Consider the following 16,765-nt stretch of genomic DNA (forward strand, 5'->3'; position numbering starts at 1 on the left):
TCACCCAATTGGGTTAATGCTATGAAGCAATTGTTCACTATAAGACTGCCCTGTTCGCTGGTTTGTGCCTCGCAAGCGATGTTCCGTAGCCCCAGGTAAAATAGCTTGAATATCTTCGGGTAAGAGATAATCGCGTCCCTCGATCATCGCCCAAGCTTTCGCCACGGCTAAGATCGCTTGAGAAGCACGGGGAGATAGCGCATGAGGGTAAAGACTATTAACACGAGTCTCTTGAACAAGCGCTAATAAGTAATCGAGTACAGGTTCAGAGACTGACACCGCAGCAGCTCTTGTCTGAAACTGCTGAAGACTTTGCTTATCCATGATAGCTTGAAGCTGTTCCCCCCTTATTTGCTTGCCTTGCAAGATTTTCTTTTCGGCCTCGACGCTTGGATAACCCAAACTAATACACATACTAAAGCGATCTAATTGAGAGTCAGGCAGTTCAAAGGTGCCTGAATGCTCTAAAGGGTTCTGTGTTGCAATAACAAAAAATGGATCAGGTAATGGATAGGTCTTTCCGTCGACACTCACTTGCCGTTCAGCCATCGCCTCAAGCAGCGCGCTTTGAGTTTTAGGGCTGGTACGATTAATTTCATCAGCCAACAACACTTGATTAAAAACCGGCCCCTGATGAAAGGTAAACTGTTGTTGTGATGTATCAAAAATTGATACCCCAATCAGATCAGCAGGCAACATATCACTAGTAAATTGCACACGCTGATACGATAAACCACAGCTGATAGCTAACGCATGCGCCAACGTTGTTTTACCAACCCCAGGAACATCTTCTAGTAATAAATGACCATTGGCGAAAATACAACCTAGCGCTTGTTTGATTTGATGTTCTTTACCTAATAACTGCTGATTTATTTGCTCAATAATTGCCGTGATTGTCGCTGTCATGTCAAAGCCAAGAAAAAGTAATTTAATCCAGTTTATCCTAAAATAATCAGCTATGGGCAGGTATAATAATGAAAAAATCATTCATAGGCTGCTTATGCTCAGTTATCGACATAGTTTTCACGCAGGCAATTTTGCTGACGTGCTAAAACACCTAGTTCAAACATTAATCATTGATTCTTTGAAACAAAAGCCGAAGCCTTTTGTTTATCATGATACTCACTCAGCAGCCGGGCGTTATGACTTACGCGATGAAAAAAGTGAAAAGACAGGTGAATATAAAGATGGCATTGCCAAGATTTGGCAACAAGATGATATTCCTGACGTCCTACACGACTACATTGAAGTGATTAAAGAGCTAAACCCAAATGGCGAGTTGACGTATTACCCGGGTTCACCTCTGGTGGCAAAAATGTTGATGGGAAATCATAACCGACTTGAGCTAACCGAACTTCACCCCACTGATATTGAACTACTAAAGCAAGAGTTTCAGGGCGATCGTAAAGTTAGAATCCAGCAAATTGATGGTTATAAGGGTATCAAAGCGATGTTGCCGCCACCTCAGCGCCGCGCCCTAGTATTAATCGACCCTCCTTACGAGTTAAAAACAGAACATAATGATGCGATCAAAGGTATCGTTGAAGCTCATAAGCGTTTTTCGACTGGTATTTATGCTTTATGGTACCCGGTTGTATCTCGCAATCAGGTAAACCGCTTCTGTGAGAAGTTCTCTCAGCAAGGGATCCGAAAAATATTGCGCATTGAACTTTGTGTAAAGCAAGATACTAACGAGTTTGGTATGACTGGTACAGGAATGATTATAGTCAATCCACCATGGAAGCTTGAGCAACAAATGAAAGAAGTATTACCATGGTTAACCAAACACTTAGCACAAGACGATTCGGCTCATTTTAAGGTTGAATGGTTAGTTGAAGAGTAATCATTTGGCTGGTTATTAAAGACCATGGGTTTAGAAATAAAACCCTAGAGTTGCAAACCATAGATTACGAATGTAATCTATGGTTTTTTATTACTCGTTATGGTGTTATATGAAATTATTGCTTGTTCTATTGGTTTTATTTATCAGTGGCTGTAGCCAACGGGTCCATTTAATCAGCCAAGGCTATACCCCTGAGCAGTTATCTCCCATTGTCACCGCGCTCGAAGAGTTAGATTTAGAAGTAAAGCATTCCGATATCCCATTACCAACAAACTTCAGTGACAACACGATTATCAGTCATCCTAGCTTAGCCACCAGCAATCAATTAGCTAATATCCAAGAATTGCTTCACAGCCTTGAATTAAGTCCTGTGCAATTGCTCCATTTCGCTTCAAATCATAAGCATTATTATACTCAGGGTAATATTGGGCTCTACCTACGCCACCCTGAGCATAAGAGTAGGCCTCAACCACCGCTTTACGTCATGAGTCAATATTGCTCTTCAGGTAATGCGACATTAGGTATGCAGCCTAATGGTCAGTTCTTACTCGAAGTTGAGGTATATGGTGAGAAAAAGTCAATTCATGCCAGCTCTGGCCAATGGGTGTTTGACGGAGAGAACCTTGTCTTAACCCATTCTCAGAACCAAGTGGCCCACTTTAAAATGCAGCAAAAGACAGTTTCAACTTATTTGGGGCCGCGCAGAAGTAAAGTATTCATCCCACAAGAAAACCACAACCTACCGCCAGCGTTTAACTGTGAATTTATCATTATTGATATGAGCTCAGCCCCTTAACAGCGCGCTTGTTTGGCTGCACTATCGTAAGCCAAAATCTCTTGTTGGGGTAAGGCTTTCTCATATAGCCACCCTTGCGCAACATCGATACCTAACTCTTTAACCAATGATAACTCCTCTGCCGTTTCGACACCTTCAGCCACAACGTGATACCGCATGCGACCAAAAATTTTGGCAATCTCCTGATACAGCAATTTACCTTCAGGTTGTTGTGTTTGCGCTAAAAACTGACGATCGAGTTTAACATGACTCACTGGTAGATTAGCCAACATAAACAAACTCGAATACCCTGTACCAAAGTCATCAATAACCGTTGTGATCCCGTGTTCTTTCAGCTTTTTAATATGCGTAGAGACTTGTTCTTGTTGATCTAAGTAGCTTGACTCAATGATTTCCACCTTAACCTGCTCATTAAAGCCTGCAAATGTTTTACATAAGTGTTCTACCAGATGTGCCTTTGTTAAAACGTCAGGGTTTAAGTTAATACTAATTTCGGGAGAAAAGCCCTGCTGATGCCAACACATAAGGTCTTTACTTGCTTGTTCAATCACCCATAAATCAATCAACTCGGTTTGCTTATGTTTAATTAGCTCGTCTAAAAAATACGGCCCTTTAATCACTCCCTGTGGGTCTTTGATTCTAAGCAGTGCTTCATAGCCACAAACATTACCTGAGGCCAGACATATTTGTGGCTGATAATATAAAAGTAATTCACCATCACTAATAGCTTGCAGGGCATGCTGTAACGCTTGAGTTGAACGCTTAGATTGCCATTGCTGCTGGATAAACCGGTGCTCACTACGCGCCATATACTGCTGAGATATATTGAGCTTTTGAGCAAGGGATGAAATAGCCGTCCCAGAGTTTGTTTGATTTGCACTCCAGCGTAGAAATGGAAAGTAAAGCGCTGCGTTCATAAGAATTAAAGCGCCTTGTAATAGCATCGCATTTGCATCACTCCCTACAAAGTAGCCGTCAATAATTGCAGGAACCATCCAACTCATTTCAATCTGTTCATAACCAACCCAACCCCATGAGATCACAGCATAGGAGATTAAAAAATTAAGCGCGGGTGCCAATATGAAAGGGATGAATAATATAGGATTCAAGAAAACGGGTAAGGCAAATAAAATAATTTCACAAAAATTAAAGATACTAAACGGGATAGAAAATTTAGCGACGGAGCGCTCATGACTATCCTTATTTAGAAAAAGAGCAGCGATAATTAAACCAACAAAACATCCCGTTCCACCGACAATAACAAACGTATCGTAAAATAATTTTGCGCTAAGCCCGGCAAATATCTCCTGTCCGAGGTAACCACTGTCAAATAATAAATCGAACATGTTATCGCCATGGATACCAACAAACCAAAACAAGTGTACAGTAAGCATTCGTTCAAAAGTTAATTGAGCCACAGACGAGTTTGCATAATCAGGGCTAAGTGCTTGAGTTAACCAAGCGCCAATCTCATTAATCATTGGCATAATTAAGAACAAACCAAAGAAAACAAACAAAAATGGAAAGATCAGGGTAAATTTACTTTTTAGAAATTCACTGACACCAGCTACATTATGAATCGCACGCGGTACCAACTTTAAAAACCAATTCAACCCAACGCTCGTTAATAGAGGAATAATCACCGCATAAGCGCTCGATCCCGTACTATTAAGTTGGAAGCTACCGCTCTCAAGTTGCAAATAATGACCATGAACACAAAAACTTAGCGCTGCGAGCATGGCACCAACAGCACCATCATGCATCAAGTTTTTTGAATAATGAAAACCAACAGAAATCGCGACCATCACTGGAAATAGTAATTGAACGGCAGTGACGCTCTCAATAGCGAGGGTGGCAAGGTAATCATCCGGGCTAAGCACATTAAAGTAGAGTGCACCGTTGATTAGAATGTTGGCGATACCCAAACTAATAAAATACGGAATAAGCGCAATGAACGCTTCTCTTATCGATAATAAGAGACAAGAGTGGATAACTTGTTCAAATAGGCTTTTAAGCTTGTCTATCAAAATATCTCAACTACATTAACGAAAGTCAAAGAGCGAAAGCGAGCAAGTCCTAGCAATCCATGTTACAACTTCTTAACATTCACCATAAGGGATGAATAGATTAATACCAAAGATGGAGATTTTTTACAACGGAATAGTTGATTTAGATTGGCTTATAGCGTTGAGTGAACGCATTTTACACATTAGCTTTTTATAAAATGACCAGCTAGATCAAAAATTTAACAAGTCTGGTCATTTTCGAAAGACTAAATACCTTTTTTTGAATATAAAGTCACTTTGTCTGCGACAAACTTAATGTTGATGTTTTTATCAGCATCGCCCCAAGTGCATTGTTTTAAACCAATGGTTTCATCGCACTTGCTTGCTGTGCCTAATAAGGTCTCAACTTCAGAAAAGTCCATTCCGACTTCAAGTGTATTGTAGTTTTCAGTGGTAATTTTGCTACAACCACTTAAAAGTAAGCTGGCACTTAATGCTGCTAATAACGTTAATCTTTTCATCTTTTTTCCTAAATTATTTCAGCCAATCTTGTTCTGGCAAAAATTGTTCATACAACAATGCCTCTTCTGAGCCAGCAATAGGCTGGTAATTATATTCCCAGCGCACCAACGGCGGCATTGACATTAAAATAGACTCTGTTCGACCACCACTTTGCAGACCAAAGTGTGTACCACGATCATATACTAAGTTAAATTCAACATACCGACCACGGCGATAAAGCTGGAATTGACGCTGGCGCTCACCATACTCTGTATCTTTGCGTGCTTTTACAATAGGCAAGTACGCGTCAACAAAGCCATTGCCAACCGCTTGCATAAAGTTAAAGCTTTGCTCAAAACCTGTGTCATTTAGATCGTCAAAGAATAGTCCACCGATTCCTCGAGCTTCGTCACGATGCTTTAAGAAAAAGTATTCATCACACCATTTCTTATATTTTGGGTACTTATCATCACCAAAAGGCGCGCATAAGTCATGAGCAGTTTGATGCCAGTGCTGACAGTCATCTTTATTACCGTAATATGGGGTTAAGTCAAAACCACCCCCAAACCACCAAATAGGCTCTTGCCCTTCAGCATAAGCAATAAAAAAGCGAACATTGGCATGAGACGTCGGCACATAAGGATTTTTAGGGTGAATAACTAATGAAACACCCATCGCCTCAAAACGGCGACCGGTCAACTCTGGACGAGCAGCTGTTGCAGATGGTGGTAAAGTAGCTCCCATCACATGAGAGAAATTTACACCCGCTTGCTCAAATGTTTGACCATCGGTCAGCACACGACTTTCACCGCCACCACCTTCTTCACGTTGCCATGAATCTTTTGCAAATCGAGCTTGTGGCTCTTGACTCTCTAATGCACTGCAGATGCTGTCTTGCAATGACTTTAAATACGTAATGACTTGTTCTACATTAATTTGGCTCATGAGCGAAACTCTTCTCCAGTAATAGCATCAATGATAGTTGATGGCTTATCAAAACCAAGCGTTTTTCCTTTAATAACACAATCGACTTGCTCAACGAGCTGTGGGTCTAGTGATTGCCAACTGTCCGCAGGCGGTAACCCTGTAAGATTAGCGCTTGTAGAAACGATAGGACGATTCACAGCACGGCATAACGCGACCACATCGGGTTGGCTGGTTAAGCGAACAGCTATACTAGCAAATTTTCCACTAAGTAGAGGTGATATCTCATGATTCTTTTGTACCACCTGAGTTATACCATCAGGCCAGCGCTCTAAGATTTGCTGTTGCATAGCCGCAGACACACCAGATAAGTCGATATAAGGTAATAATTGTTCAAAATCACTCGCCAACAAGATTAACCCTTTCTCTGCAGGGCGCTGCTTTAAGGCTAACAAACGTTGTAACGCTTGTTCATTATCAGGGTCACAACCTAAGCCAAAAACCGCTTCCGTTGGATACGCAATAATTCCACCATTGAGAAAAATTTCTACGGCATGTTGATCAGTCATATTGGCGACTCATATATAGTTAAGATTGGTAAATTTTATCAATATAATGCAACACCAACTAGTGCATTTTAACAAATTATCCCGAGTAACATAGATTCCGTATTGCTTAAAATAAAGGTATAATCGCTCATTAATTTTACCTGCTCTTGATGACTGGTAACACAAAGCTCACCTAAATTATAAGGCGTATATAATGACTGTCGGTATTATCATGGGGTCAAAATCTGATTGGCCAACAATGAAACATGCAGCAGAAATGCTTGATCTTTTTAATGTTCCTTACGAAACCAAAGTAGTTTCAGCCCATAGAACACCTCATTTATTAGCGGAATATGCTGAGTCAGCAAAAGAGCGTGGAATCAAAGTCATTATTGCCGGTGCAGGCGGTGCAGCACACCTCCCAGGCATGGCAGCAGCCTTTACTAGCTTACCTGTCTTAGGTGTTCCAGTTCAGTCAAAAGCCCTCAGCGGTCAAGACTCACTACTATCAATTGTACAGATGCCAAAAGGAATTGCAGTTGGTACGTTAGCCATTGGTAATCCAGGCGCAGCAAACTCTGGCTTGCTAGCGGCACAAATTATCGGTACATACGATGAGAAAGTTCAAGCGGCAGTTGAGGCTTTCCGTAAGGAACAAACAGATACAATCCTGAACAACCCTAATCCTGCAGAATAAGGGTAACGTGATGAATGTATTAATGTTAGGTGCGGGTCAACTAGCTCGCATGATGGCACTAGCGGCCAAGCCGCTAAATATTGAAGTACGTGCTTATGATGTTGGCTCTGAACAAGTTATCAACCCATTAGCCAATGAACAGGTGTATGGCGACCTTGCTTCAGGCATTGCTCATGCTGATGCAATTACTGCCGAGTTTGAACATATTGACCATGATGTCCTAGCATTATGTGAAGCGTCGGGGAAATTAAAACCATCAAGCCAAGCGATTAAGATTGGTGGTGACCGCCGCTTAGAAAAAGCATTACTAGCCCAATCCCAAGCTGATAATGCCGAACACGTGATTGTTGAAGACGAGCAAGGCTTTCAGCAAGCCCTTGAACATTTAAGTCTACCAATCATTTTAAAAAGTGCCCTTGCTGGCTATGATGGTAAAGGCCAATGGCGTTTAAAATCAAACGAGCAGGCAGCACAAGTTTGGACGGAAGTTGATGAGTTCTTCGCTGGTAGCAAAAGTTTAGTTAAGCAAGGTATTGTTGCTGAGCAGATGGTACCCTTTGATCGTGAAGTTTCTCTAGTTGGAGTACGTGGCGTTAATGGTGATGTCAAAGTTTACCCACTAACAGAGAATCATCACACTGATGGTGTGCTATCGGTTTCATTAGCCTTAACTGGTGAAGAAGAACTACAAAAACAAGCACAGCAAGTGTTTACTAACTTAACTAACGCAATGGACTATGTTGGTATCTTAGCTATTGAGTTCTTCCAAGTTGGTAATAAGTTATTGGTGAATGAAATTGCACCTCGCGTTCACAACTCTGGTCACTGGACTCAACAAGGTTCTGACACTTGTCAATTTGAAAACCATATCCGAGCGGTATGCGGGTTGCCATTAGGTGGTACTGAACTACTGCGTCCCACGGCGATGATAAACATTTTAGGCGAAGATCAGGTGTCTAATGAAGTCTTAGCCATTCAGGGTGTCTCTGTGCATTGGTACGGTAAAACGAAACGTGCTGGCCGTAAAATGGGACATATCAATGTATCTGGCGAAAGTCACGCTCAGCTACAACAGCGCTTACAAGCTGTTGCTGACTTATTACCTGAGTCAGCATTTTCTGATATTAAAGCGTATATCGGTAACTTAACCTAATCCTGTTGCTATTCCAATGAAAAAGGATACCTTGGTGGTATCCTTTTTTTTGGCTATGTCGCAGTTAACTGTTGCGATTTGTTAATGGCAGCGGATCTTTGATGTGCTAAGGCGAGTTGCTGACTAATGTGAGGCTTGCTCGAGCACAACAGCTAACTAAGACATAGCCTTTTTTACCCGCTTCTAGTTAATGAAACAACTGGGCTATTGGCCTTGTTTATGACTACATTTCTTATCCGCACAAATTAGCGTCATTCCACCAGCCATTTTTTTCTGGATCAATAACTCAAAGCCGCAAGCTTCACACTGCCCTGTAACAGGCTGATAATTGATTACAAATTTACATTTAGGGTAAGCGTCACATGCGTAGAATGTTTTTCCATAACGCGACACTCTTTGTGCAAGGTGACCTTGGTGGCACTGTGGACAGGTCGCCATTTCTTGCTCTTCGTTTTGGTGCTCAATATGATGGCATTCTGGATAATTTGAACACCCAATAAAAATACCATAGCGCCCCTTTTTAATCGCTAGCTCATTACCACATTCAGGACACTCTGAACCTGCAATAATTTGTTCATCCATTGCTTCTTGTGACACTAGGGGGCGAGTATAGCTACAAGTGGGGTAATTATTACAGCCAAGAAAAGGGCCATGTTTAGAATTTTTTATTTGTAATTCACAGCCACATTCAGGGCAAAGTTCATATTCTTTTTCTAACGCATGTTCATGTTGCGAAAACAACTCGGGTTGTTGTTTTTTCATAGCATTACCCACTGACGATTAATCATACCTATTATACCCAGTAGGCAAATAAATGTGAAATCATGACCTTAGTTTAACTCGGTGATAACCGTTAACAGCTAGCCTTTTCTTCTCTTGGAAAGGCCACTTTGCTACTGAATATTTTCAACCTAAAGAACCTAGCCTTTAGTCTAGCTAAAATTTTACATAAGTTGTAAATCCCCGTAGGATACAGGGGTATTTAAGCATATTTTTATAATGATAATTTTAGGATTTTCTCACATGAAAAAGTTTTCTCTAGCGCCGATTGCGTTAGCTCTAGCCCTTACTGGCTGTACAGGTTCAGAAAAAGCACCTGAAACAAAAGTACAAACAACACAAGCGGTCAATGCTGTACAACTTGAAGCAAGCAACCCGTTCTCTCAGCCTTGGACGACACCACACGGTATTCCAGACTTTCCCAAGATTAATACTGAACATTACCTACCAGCCTTTAAAGCGGCCATGGCCCAACAGAAGCAAGAGATTGCAGCTATCGTAGCCAACACAGAAGCTCCGACATTTGCTAATACTATCGAAGCCTATGAGTTCACTGGTAACTTAATGGATCGCGTAGCTAACGTTTTCTATAACCTAACATCTGCTGAAACAAGTGATGAATTAAAAGCCATCGCTAAAGAAGTATCACCTTTACTTTCAGCACACTGGGATGATTTATCGTTAAACGCAGATTTATTTAAACGCGTTGAAGCGGTATACCAACAAAAAGACCAGTTAAACCTGTCGACTTCACAAGCCAAGTTATTAGAAGATAGCTACATCGGTTTCGTTCGTGCAGGCGCAAAACTAAACGCATCAGAAAAAGCCAAAATTCGTGAGTTAAATGCAGAAATTGCAAAATTAACTCTTCAGTTTGGTGACAATTTACTCGCTGAAACCAATGCCTTTGAGGTCGTAGTATCAGATAAGAGCAAGCTTTCTGGTTTATCTCAATCAATCATTGATGCAGCAGCAGCGACAGCTAAATCTCGAGGCCACGAAGGTAAGTGGGTATTTACTACTCACCGTCCATCAATTACACCTTTTATCACCTACGCAGATGATCGTGAACTCCGTAAAGAGCTATACCTAGGTTATATTAATCGTGCTAATAACGATAACGAGTTTGATAACAAGAAAACCTTAGCAAAAGTAGCTTCATTACGCGCAACAAAAGCGAAATTAATGGGTTATCAGTCTCACGCTCATTACGTATTAGAAGATCGTGTAGCGAAAACACCTGCTGCTGTTTATGAGTTACTAAACCAGATTTGGCCAACTGCACTAGCAAAAGCTAAAGTTGAAGTCGCAGACATGCAAAAGCTGGTTGACGCAGAAGGCGGCAAGTTCAAGATTGAAGCATGGGATTACGCTTACTATGCAGAAAAAATTCGCAAGGCACGTTATGATATCGATGAAGAGCAAACACGCCCATACTTCGCGTTAGAATCAACACTACAAGGTGTGTTCCATACCGCAGAAAAACTTTTTGGTATTACGGTTAAAGAGCGCACAGACTTACCAACTTATCACGATGATGTGCGTACTTTTGAAGTTTATGAAGCAGACGGAACCTACATTGGCTTATTCCTAGCTGACCACTATGTTCGCCCTGGTAAACGTGGCGGCGCTTGGATGAACTCGTATCGCAAGCAATACAACATGAATGGCGTTGATTCAACACCTATCATCGTGAACGTTCTAAACTACCCACGCCCAACAGGCGATGAGCCAGCATTGTTAACGTTCGATCAGGCAAGTACACTATTCCACGAATTTGGCCATGCGTTACACGGTTTATTGTCTGACGGTACTTACCGCTCTCAAACAGGCACATCGGTTCCACGTGATTTCGTAGAGTTCCCATCACAAGTAATGGAAAACTGGATGCTACAACCAGAAGTGTTAGCCGTTTTTGCTAAGCACTACAAAACAGGTGAAGTGATCCCACAAGAACTTGTTGATAAGATCCAAGCAGCAAGTAAGTTCAACCAAGGTTTTGCGACAACAGAATACATGGCTGCAACTTTATTAGACTTAAACTGGCATTCACTAGAAGATGATAAAATCCGTGATGCCGCGAGCTTTGAAAAAGACGCACTGGATAAGCTTGGTTTAATTAGCGAGATCACTCCACGCTATCGCTCTACTTATTTTGCGCATATCTTCTCTGGTGGTTACTCAGCAGGATACTACAGCTACATTTGGTCTGACGTATTTGGTTCTGATGCATTTTCAGCATTTAAAGAGAATGGTATTTTCGATCAAAAAACAGCACAAGCTTTCAGAAAATACATCTTTGCTTCAGGCGGCAGTGATGATGCGTTAACGCTGTACAAGAAATTCCGAGGTAAAGAGGCGAGTATAGAACCTCTATTAAAAAGCCGTGGGTTAACTGAGTAATAAAATTAGGCTCAAAAAATGAAAAATGCCCTTATTAATTAAGGGCATTTTTATTTCTGTTAAACCACTTGATTACGATGTTCAATCACCAGTGTTCGAAGCCCCTGCACTGTGAGTATCAACACTACACTCAAACCAAATAATGGAAACAAAACGGCAAATGCTGCAATCGCTCCTAACACCCACCAACTAATGCTAAATGACTTGGGCGCATTTGGAATTCCCCACTGTCCCTGTGGCCTGCGCATAAAATAGGACACAATACTACCAACGGACGCGATAAGAAAAATAGCGCAAGAGATTAATACAATCCACCAGTTAGCACTACCATACTCTCCTTGATGTAATCGCATAAATATTTGGCGCAAATCCATTAGCATACCAACATGAGACCAATCTAATTGCTTCACGACGATTCCGGAGTACTGATCCAAATGAATTACTTCTTGATCGCTAAGCCACAAACTTCTATTACTTACACTAAATACACCAAGATCAGTTTTAGGCAATGTCACTGTTACTTTACCGGGCAATTGCTGTGCTTGTGCCACCTGAGCCATAGCATCTAACGAAAGTCTTTCAATTGCCTTGACTGATTGCAGAGAGTCGGTCTTACGCCACTGAGCTGGATAACCAGAGTCAGTTTGCTTTTGTACCCACTTCAGCTGATTACCAAAAACATCAGTCCATGGCATCGCACCTGCGATTATCATTAACAACACAAGGGATGTCCAAAAACTAAAAACACCATGAATATCACGCCACACAATGCGTTTACTTCTCTGGGTACGTATTTCAACGAGGCGTTTGGCGCTAAAGTTCTTAAATGGAAACCATATAATTAACCCAGTGATCAATAACACAATAAACCAACTAGCCACTAATTCAACCAGTAAAGTTCCTGGCGTATTTAGTAACAGTTCACCATGAAGCTTTCTCACGGTATACATAAACGTATCGGTTTGTTTTATATCTCCAGTAACCTGAGCTGTATAGGGGTTAACATAGACAATATGCGCTGGTCTCCCTTTGGACTTAATATAAAACTGCGTCGCTTCATTGGAATGTTGAGGTAAAGTAAATTTAGTGATCGGCGCTGAGGTATAAGCCTTAACCGCTTCAGCCTGACGTGCTATAGAGTGTGGATTACCAATTTTCGCTTCAACAAACTTAATCTCCTGATAAGTCCAATTGTTAACATCTGCTTTGAATAAATAAATAACACCTGTGATTGTTAATAGAATAATGAAAGGCAATGATAGTAGACCAGCTATAACATGCCACTTCCATAACCAACGATTTAATTGAATTGATACCATTATTACTCCCTAAAATTATTCAACGGACCAGCATAGACTGTTCGGCTAGGTTTAGAGAATTTAGCCAATTGCTCGCTCCTCTTGCCCTACCACAAAAACATCAATTACAAGCTTATTAGAATCGACATCACGCTCTATCTCATTAGTGACTGCAGCCAGCACTAAGCAATCGTGGACCCATGTTATCTGTAATATGCGCGTGGCCATACTATGGAGCAGAACCGATGATAAATACCTTAGGAATGAAGGTTTCATACTGTTCTTTTAAAAATACCCCATAAGTTTCTACGCGTATTTTATAGGGAGCAGCGAAAATTTAAATGCGTCAAAATGTCACAGGTCAAAACAAAAAGCCCAGTGATTTACACTGGGCTTTTTACTTCAGTTACATAAAAATAGTTAGTTAACTTTAAACTCACCTGCCACCTGTTTAAGCTTATAGCCTAGTTGGTTTAAGTGTTCACTAGAAGCAGATATCTCGGTAACACCCAATGCATTTTGTTTAGCGGCATCGTTAATAATCACTAGAGCTTGATTAATTTCTTCCGAAGCCAATGACTGTTGGGACGCTGCTGTTGCAATTTGCTCAGCGTTTGCACTTATTGACTCGATTTCATTATACGACGCAGTGATTGAATTTGCGGTTTCTTTTGCATTCTCAACCGTGTCTTCTGCCAATTGGTTACTCTTCGTCATCACAGTCACGACATCTTTTACTACGGCCTGCAAGACACTAATCATATTCTCAATATCACTGGTTGATAGTTGAGTCTTATGAGCTAGCTGCCTAACTTCATCAGCTACCACAGCAAAACCACGACCTTGCTCACCTGCACGAGCTGCTTCAATAGCTGCATTAAGTGCAAGCAAATTTGTTTGATCGGCAATCCCTCTAATAACCTCTAAGATAGTGCCAATTTCCTGTGACTTTTGTTCAACCGTATCAATAGCAGATGTCGCACTGCTAATCTCTTGGGACAGTACACTAATAGTCCGGATAGTTTGGTCAACTTGAGCTTTAGCTTTACCCGAAGAGTCTTTTATCCCCAAAGTTGATCCTGCAACTTGATGTGCGTTTACCGAGACCTCTTGAATAGTCGCAGCCATTTCATGCATCGCCGAAGAAACATTTTGAATATTGACTTGCTGCTCTTGTAAGCTAATATTCGCCTGCTCTGCTACAACACTACTTTGTCCCGCCGCAGTAGAAAGCTCAACTGTCATTCCTCCAATTTTCCCAAGTACACTATTGAGGTGGTTCGTCATCTTATACATTGACGAGTAAACACCAGTTTGTGGAACACCAGCAGGGAACCGATAGGTTAAATCACCTTCGGCTATTAATTCCGCAAGGTTGGCCATTCTTTTCGGTTCACCACCAATAGGTCTGAGAATAGCCCTAGTAAAAATAAGCGCAATAGCAGCAACTATCATTGCTGTGATTAGACCCATCATGACAATTATGAACCGAAGATCTTTTACCGACTTTAATGCTTCAGCTTCATCTATTTCAGTAAGTAACACCCAATTCACATCTTTAATATTTAATGGAGTATAAGCTGATAAAACAGGATTCCCGTTATAATCAATAATAAGCTCACTACCTTTCTCTCCTTTCAATGCAGCTCTAACGGCAGTCGTATCGACACCATTATTGGCTACATCCCCAGCAAAACTAGCTTCAACCGACCGAGCCACAGGGTCCAAAAAGGAATCTGAGCGCAATTTAAAATCGTGACCAACAAGATAGCTCTCTCCCGTTTTACCCATTCCTTCTCTCTGCTGCATTACTGAATCAATTCGCTCTAATGAAAGCTGTAGGGCAATAACGAGCTTTATCTCTCCTTTATCCATCAAAGGAACACCAATAAAACCTGCAGGAACTCCATTACTAGGAGCATAGGGAGAGAAATCTTCGATTTTAAAAGAACCGCTATTCATTACATTTGTAAAAAGGCGCGCAAGGCCTGAATCTGAATATGCCCCGTTGAGTAAGTTAGTTTGGTAATCAGATTCTCTCTCAACAGTGTAAAATACATCCCCACTTGGATTTATCAAAAATAAGTCGTAATAGCCATAATGTTCAATGAATGAAGAAAATTGAGAGTGGTGATTAGAAGCCTGTACAGCGCTGTCATTTTGATTCGATGAAAAGTATTTTGAAACAGTGTTTCTTAAGACGACTAGTTCTGTTTCGCGAGATTTAAAATAAGATTCAATTTGAGTTTTTTTGATCTCACGTACAGCCTCTAATTTATTATAGGCTGTATATTCAAGAGAATTACTAGCTGTATATAATGCAGTAACTCCCAACAGTATTAGCGGTAATAGACCAATTGACAGAAAAGCGATAAGAACTTGTTGCTTTAACTTCACAGTAAAGGCTCCATTTTTACACAAGTTGCTTCAGTACTCTATATAAGAAGATATTGATACTGGGCAGAATTTGATAATTTCATACAACATTGACCTATAGGCCAAAACGAAGATGCATACTATTCTTGCAGATAGACAAATGCTAATCATTATCAATAATTTTATATTTCGATATGTTATAACATTAAGGTGTAAAGTTATATACACACAAAAAAATAAAGTAATTAGACTAAAGTCGCACTGTTTTAGCTCTTAATAAAAACGAAGGGAGATAACTAATAATATTACTAGCAACGATCGTAACCACAAAACTGTATTATACCAATCCACACTAAAAGTTGCCCAGTCTCTAGAGCATAAGGTTTAACTGTCTCTTTGTATTTTATAAAACTGAACCAAGCTTGAGTGCATTGTTCTACGATGTCTTCATAATTTTTAAAACAACGATTTGATAAATGATGTTGGCGTAGCTATTGCCAGCCTACACCATCCATAATGACTACGGCATATCGGCCAGCTTCTGTTTCGCCTGTCGCTGAGCAGACCGCCCCATACATATTGGCATATTCAAACTACTGTTGTTGGACAGCTCTTGGGCGAGTCCCCGTTTTTACCCAAATTCTTGTTGTCGTGTTTTGCTGACAAAGACACCGTACCAGGGATCGTCTGGATCATTGTATGTTCAATTTTTTAAACTCGTCTTGCGCTTTTTGTGATTGTTTTGGGTGTTTTGAACGACTTGTGATCCAACTGAATCCTATCTTTTTAAGCAGCTTGTATACGTGATTGAGGTGGTAATCAACGCCAAACTGAGTTGAGATTTAGTCTTTAATGTCATGACCAGTTAATCGACCACCAACGTCTGATTTTGCTTGATGCTCAATATAGCTGACGAGCTGTTTAGTTTGTTGAGGTGATAGTTGGGCTTTCCTTCCAAGACGAGGTTTATCTTCAAGGCCTGATAAACCTTGAGATAAATAGTTCGATACCCAGTTGTTAACACTGCGTCTGCTTAATTAAGTGTTCGACGTATTGAGCAAGGTCCCGGCTAAAAAAACTACCGGGATGACGTCTGCCAATTTAATAAAACCCTAGAACGCAAAAAGCCCCCGAAACTTAATGCGGGGGCTTTCTTTAAATAGGTGATTGGCAATGTCCTACTCCCTCGGCTCGCAGCCCTTCGAACAGCGTTCGAGGAAACAAGCTGTGCCTATGTTGATCCGCGAGCGATGATCGTTGCCTCGGCGCAACATCGTTTCACTACACAGTGATGAGGCTTATCATCACGCGTATCAACTTTTCTTTAAACAACGAAAAACGCCCCAACATTACTGTTGGGGCGTTTCTCTAAATAGGTGTCTAGCAATGTCCTACTCTCACATGGGGAAACCCCACACTACCATCGGCGCTAAATCGTTT

15 protein-coding genes and 1 pseudogene are annotated in these 16,765 nt (G+C 41.0%); 5 read left to right on the plus strand and 11 right to left on the minus strand.

Translation table 11 applies throughout. The annotated features are described in order from the left end of the window. Positions 1 to 906 carry a MoxR family ATPase gene (locus Q8W26_RS08040; protein WP_101213426.1) on the minus strand — a complete coding sequence of 302 codons (906 nt, stop codon included), beginning with the start codon at positions 904 to 906 and terminating at the stop codon, positions 1 to 3. Positions 907 to 1,000: 94 nt separating this feature from the next. On the opposite strand from Q8W26_RS08040, the gene Q8W26_RS08045 reads away from it, so the two are divergent. Next, positions 1,001 to 1,843 carry a 23S rRNA (adenine(2030)-N(6))-methyltransferase RlmJ gene (locus tag Q8W26_RS08045; RefSeq protein WP_101213410.1) on the plus strand — a complete coding sequence of 281 codons (843 nt, stop codon included), beginning with the start codon at positions 1,001 to 1,003 and terminating at the stop codon, positions 1,841 to 1,843. A gap of 109 nt (positions 1,844 to 1,952) precedes the next feature. Next, positions 1,953 to 2,639 (plus strand): hypothetical protein, encoded by a 687-nt coding sequence (locus Q8W26_RS08050; RefSeq protein WP_101213411.1) that lies wholly within the window; start codon positions 1,953 to 1,955, stop codon positions 2,637 to 2,639. On the opposite strand, the gene Q8W26_RS08055 is transcribed toward Q8W26_RS08050, so the two are convergent. The 4 genes from Q8W26_RS08055 to Q8W26_RS08070 all read right to left on the minus strand — a co-directional run bounded on the left by Q8W26_RS08055 (position 2,636) and on the right by Q8W26_RS08070 (position 6,639). Further along, on the minus strand, positions 2,636 to 4,666 hold the full coding sequence (locus Q8W26_RS08055) for an EAL domain-containing protein (RefSeq protein WP_305473013.1): 2,031 nt from the start codon (positions 4,664 to 4,666) through the stop codon (positions 2,636 to 2,638). The two genes, Q8W26_RS08050 and Q8W26_RS08055, sit on opposite strands and share 4 nt — an antisense overlap. A 245-nt stretch (positions 4,667 to 4,911) precedes the next feature. Continuing rightward, complete coding sequence (locus tag Q8W26_RS08060; RefSeq protein ID WP_101213413.1) at positions 4,912 to 5,166, minus strand: DUF3862 domain-containing protein; 255 nt, start codon at positions 5,164 to 5,166, stop codon at positions 4,912 to 4,914. A 13-nt stretch (positions 5,167 to 5,179) separates the two neighbouring features. Beyond that, positions 5,180 to 6,091 carry an oxygen-dependent coproporphyrinogen oxidase gene (hemF, locus tag Q8W26_RS08065; protein WP_101213414.1) on the minus strand — a complete coding sequence of 304 codons (912 nt, stop codon included), beginning with the start codon at positions 6,089 to 6,091 and terminating at the stop codon, positions 5,180 to 5,182. Beyond that, entirely contained in the window at positions 6,088 to 6,639 is a 552-nt protein-coding gene (locus Q8W26_RS08070) for a Sua5/YciO/YrdC/YwlC family protein (protein WP_101213415.1), read from the minus strand. The genes hemF and Q8W26_RS08070 overlap by 4 nt, the downstream gene beginning before the upstream one ends. 193 nt (positions 6,640 to 6,832) lie before the next feature. On the opposite strand from Q8W26_RS08070, the gene purE reads away from it, so the two are divergent. Beyond that, positions 6,833 to 7,315 carry a 5-(carboxyamino)imidazole ribonucleotide mutase gene (gene purE / locus Q8W26_RS08075; protein ID WP_101213416.1) on the plus strand — a complete coding sequence of 161 codons (483 nt, stop codon included), beginning with the start codon at positions 6,833 to 6,835 and terminating at the stop codon, positions 7,313 to 7,315. 10 nt (positions 7,316 to 7,325) lie between these two features. Then, positions 7,326 to 8,468: a 5-(carboxyamino)imidazole ribonucleotide synthase gene (locus Q8W26_RS08080; protein WP_101213417.1), complete on the plus strand. Its 1,143-nt coding sequence runs from the start codon at positions 7,326 to 7,328 to the stop codon at positions 8,466 to 8,468. A gap of 204 nt (positions 8,469 to 8,672) precedes the next feature. Here the strand turns inward: Q8W26_RS08080 and Q8W26_RS08085 are convergent, their stop codons facing one another. Then, a complete protein-coding gene (locus tag Q8W26_RS08085) occupies positions 8,673 to 9,230 on the minus strand; it encodes a type I DNA topoisomerase (protein ID WP_101213418.1) in 558 nt (185 codons plus the stop codon). Between the two features lie 261 nt (positions 9,231 to 9,491). On the opposite strand from Q8W26_RS08085, the gene Q8W26_RS08090 reads away from it, so the two are divergent. Next, the gene (locus tag Q8W26_RS08090) at positions 9,492 to 11,651 is read left to right on the plus strand and encodes a M3 family metallopeptidase (protein WP_101213419.1); all 2,160 of its coding nucleotides are present in this window, start codon (positions 9,492 to 9,494) and stop codon (positions 11,649 to 11,651) included. Positions 11,652 to 11,710: 59 nt separating this feature from the next. On the opposite strand, the gene Q8W26_RS08095 is transcribed toward Q8W26_RS08090, so the two are convergent. From Q8W26_RS08095 to Q8W26_RS17910, 5 genes and pseudogenes are all read right to left on the minus strand, one after another. Next, entirely contained in the window at positions 11,711 to 12,970 is a 1,260-nt protein-coding gene (locus Q8W26_RS08095; RefSeq protein WP_101213420.1) for a PepSY domain-containing protein, read from the minus strand. Positions 12,971 to 13,030: 60 nt separating this feature from the next. Continuing rightward, on the minus strand, positions 13,031 to 13,225 hold the full coding sequence (locus tag Q8W26_RS08100; protein ID WP_153071465.1) for a hypothetical protein: 195 nt from the start codon (positions 13,223 to 13,225) through the stop codon (positions 13,031 to 13,033). A 144-nt stretch (positions 13,226 to 13,369) separates the two neighbouring features. Then, the gene (locus Q8W26_RS08105) at positions 13,370 to 15,346 is read right to left on the minus strand and encodes a methyl-accepting chemotaxis protein (protein WP_101213421.1); all 1,977 of its coding nucleotides are present in this window, start codon (positions 15,344 to 15,346) and stop codon (positions 13,370 to 13,372) included. A gap of 671 nt (positions 15,347 to 16,017) precedes the next feature. Then, the gene (locus Q8W26_RS17905) at positions 16,018 to 16,167 is read right to left on the minus strand and encodes a winged helix-turn-helix domain-containing protein (protein ID WP_101213427.1); all 150 of its coding nucleotides are present in this window, start codon (positions 16,165 to 16,167) and stop codon (positions 16,018 to 16,020) included. Next, positions 16,168 to 16,338: pseudogene (locus Q8W26_RS17910) on the minus strand (helix-turn-helix domain-containing protein); the annotation flags it as partial. Positions 16,339 to 16,765: the final 427 nt, after the last annotated feature.

This window comes from Psychrobium sp. 1_MG-2023 (assembly GCF_030689115.1).
Classification (GTDB): Bacteria; Pseudomonadota; Gammaproteobacteria; order Enterobacterales; family Psychrobiaceae; genus Psychrobium.

Coding starts and splice junctions, on each gene's coding strand:
- Q8W26_RS08040 (WP_101213426.1), bottom strand. CDS start 906: ATGACAGCGACAATCACGGCAATTATTGAGCAAATAAATCAGCAGTTA.
- Q8W26_RS08045 (WP_101213410.1), top strand. CDS start 1,001: ATGCTCAGTTATCGACATAGTTTTCACGCAGGCAATTTTGCTGACGTG.
- Q8W26_RS08050 (WP_101213411.1), top strand. CDS start 1,953: ATGAAATTATTGCTTGTTCTATTGGTTTTATTTATCAGTGGCTGTAGC.
- Q8W26_RS08060 (WP_101213413.1), bottom strand. CDS start 5,166: ATGAAAAGATTAACGTTATTAGCAGCATTAAGTGCCAGCTTACTTTTA.
- hemF (WP_101213414.1), bottom strand. CDS start 6,091: ATGAGCCAAATTAATGTAGAACAAGTCATTACGTATTTAAAGTCATTG.
- Q8W26_RS08070 (WP_101213415.1), bottom strand. CDS start 6,639: ATGACTGATCAACATGCCGTAGAAATTTTTCTCAATGGTGGAATTATT.
- purE (WP_101213416.1), top strand. CDS start 6,833: ATGACTGTCGGTATTATCATGGGGTCAAAATCTGATTGGCCAACAATG.
- Q8W26_RS08080 (WP_101213417.1), top strand. CDS start 7,326: ATGAATGTATTAATGTTAGGTGCGGGTCAACTAGCTCGCATGATGGCA.
- Q8W26_RS08085 (WP_101213418.1), bottom strand. CDS start 9,230: ATGAAAAAACAACAACCCGAGTTGTTTTCGCAACATGAACATGCGTTA.
- Q8W26_RS08090 (WP_101213419.1), top strand. CDS start 9,492: ATGAAAAAGTTTTCTCTAGCGCCGATTGCGTTAGCTCTAGCCCTTACT.
- Q8W26_RS08095 (WP_101213420.1), bottom strand. CDS start 12,970: ATGGTATCAATTCAATTAAATCGTTGGTTATGGAAGTGGCATGTTATA.
- Q8W26_RS08100 (WP_153071465.1), bottom strand. CDS start 13,225: ATGAAACCTTCATTCCTAAGGTATTTATCATCGGTTCTGCTCCATAGT.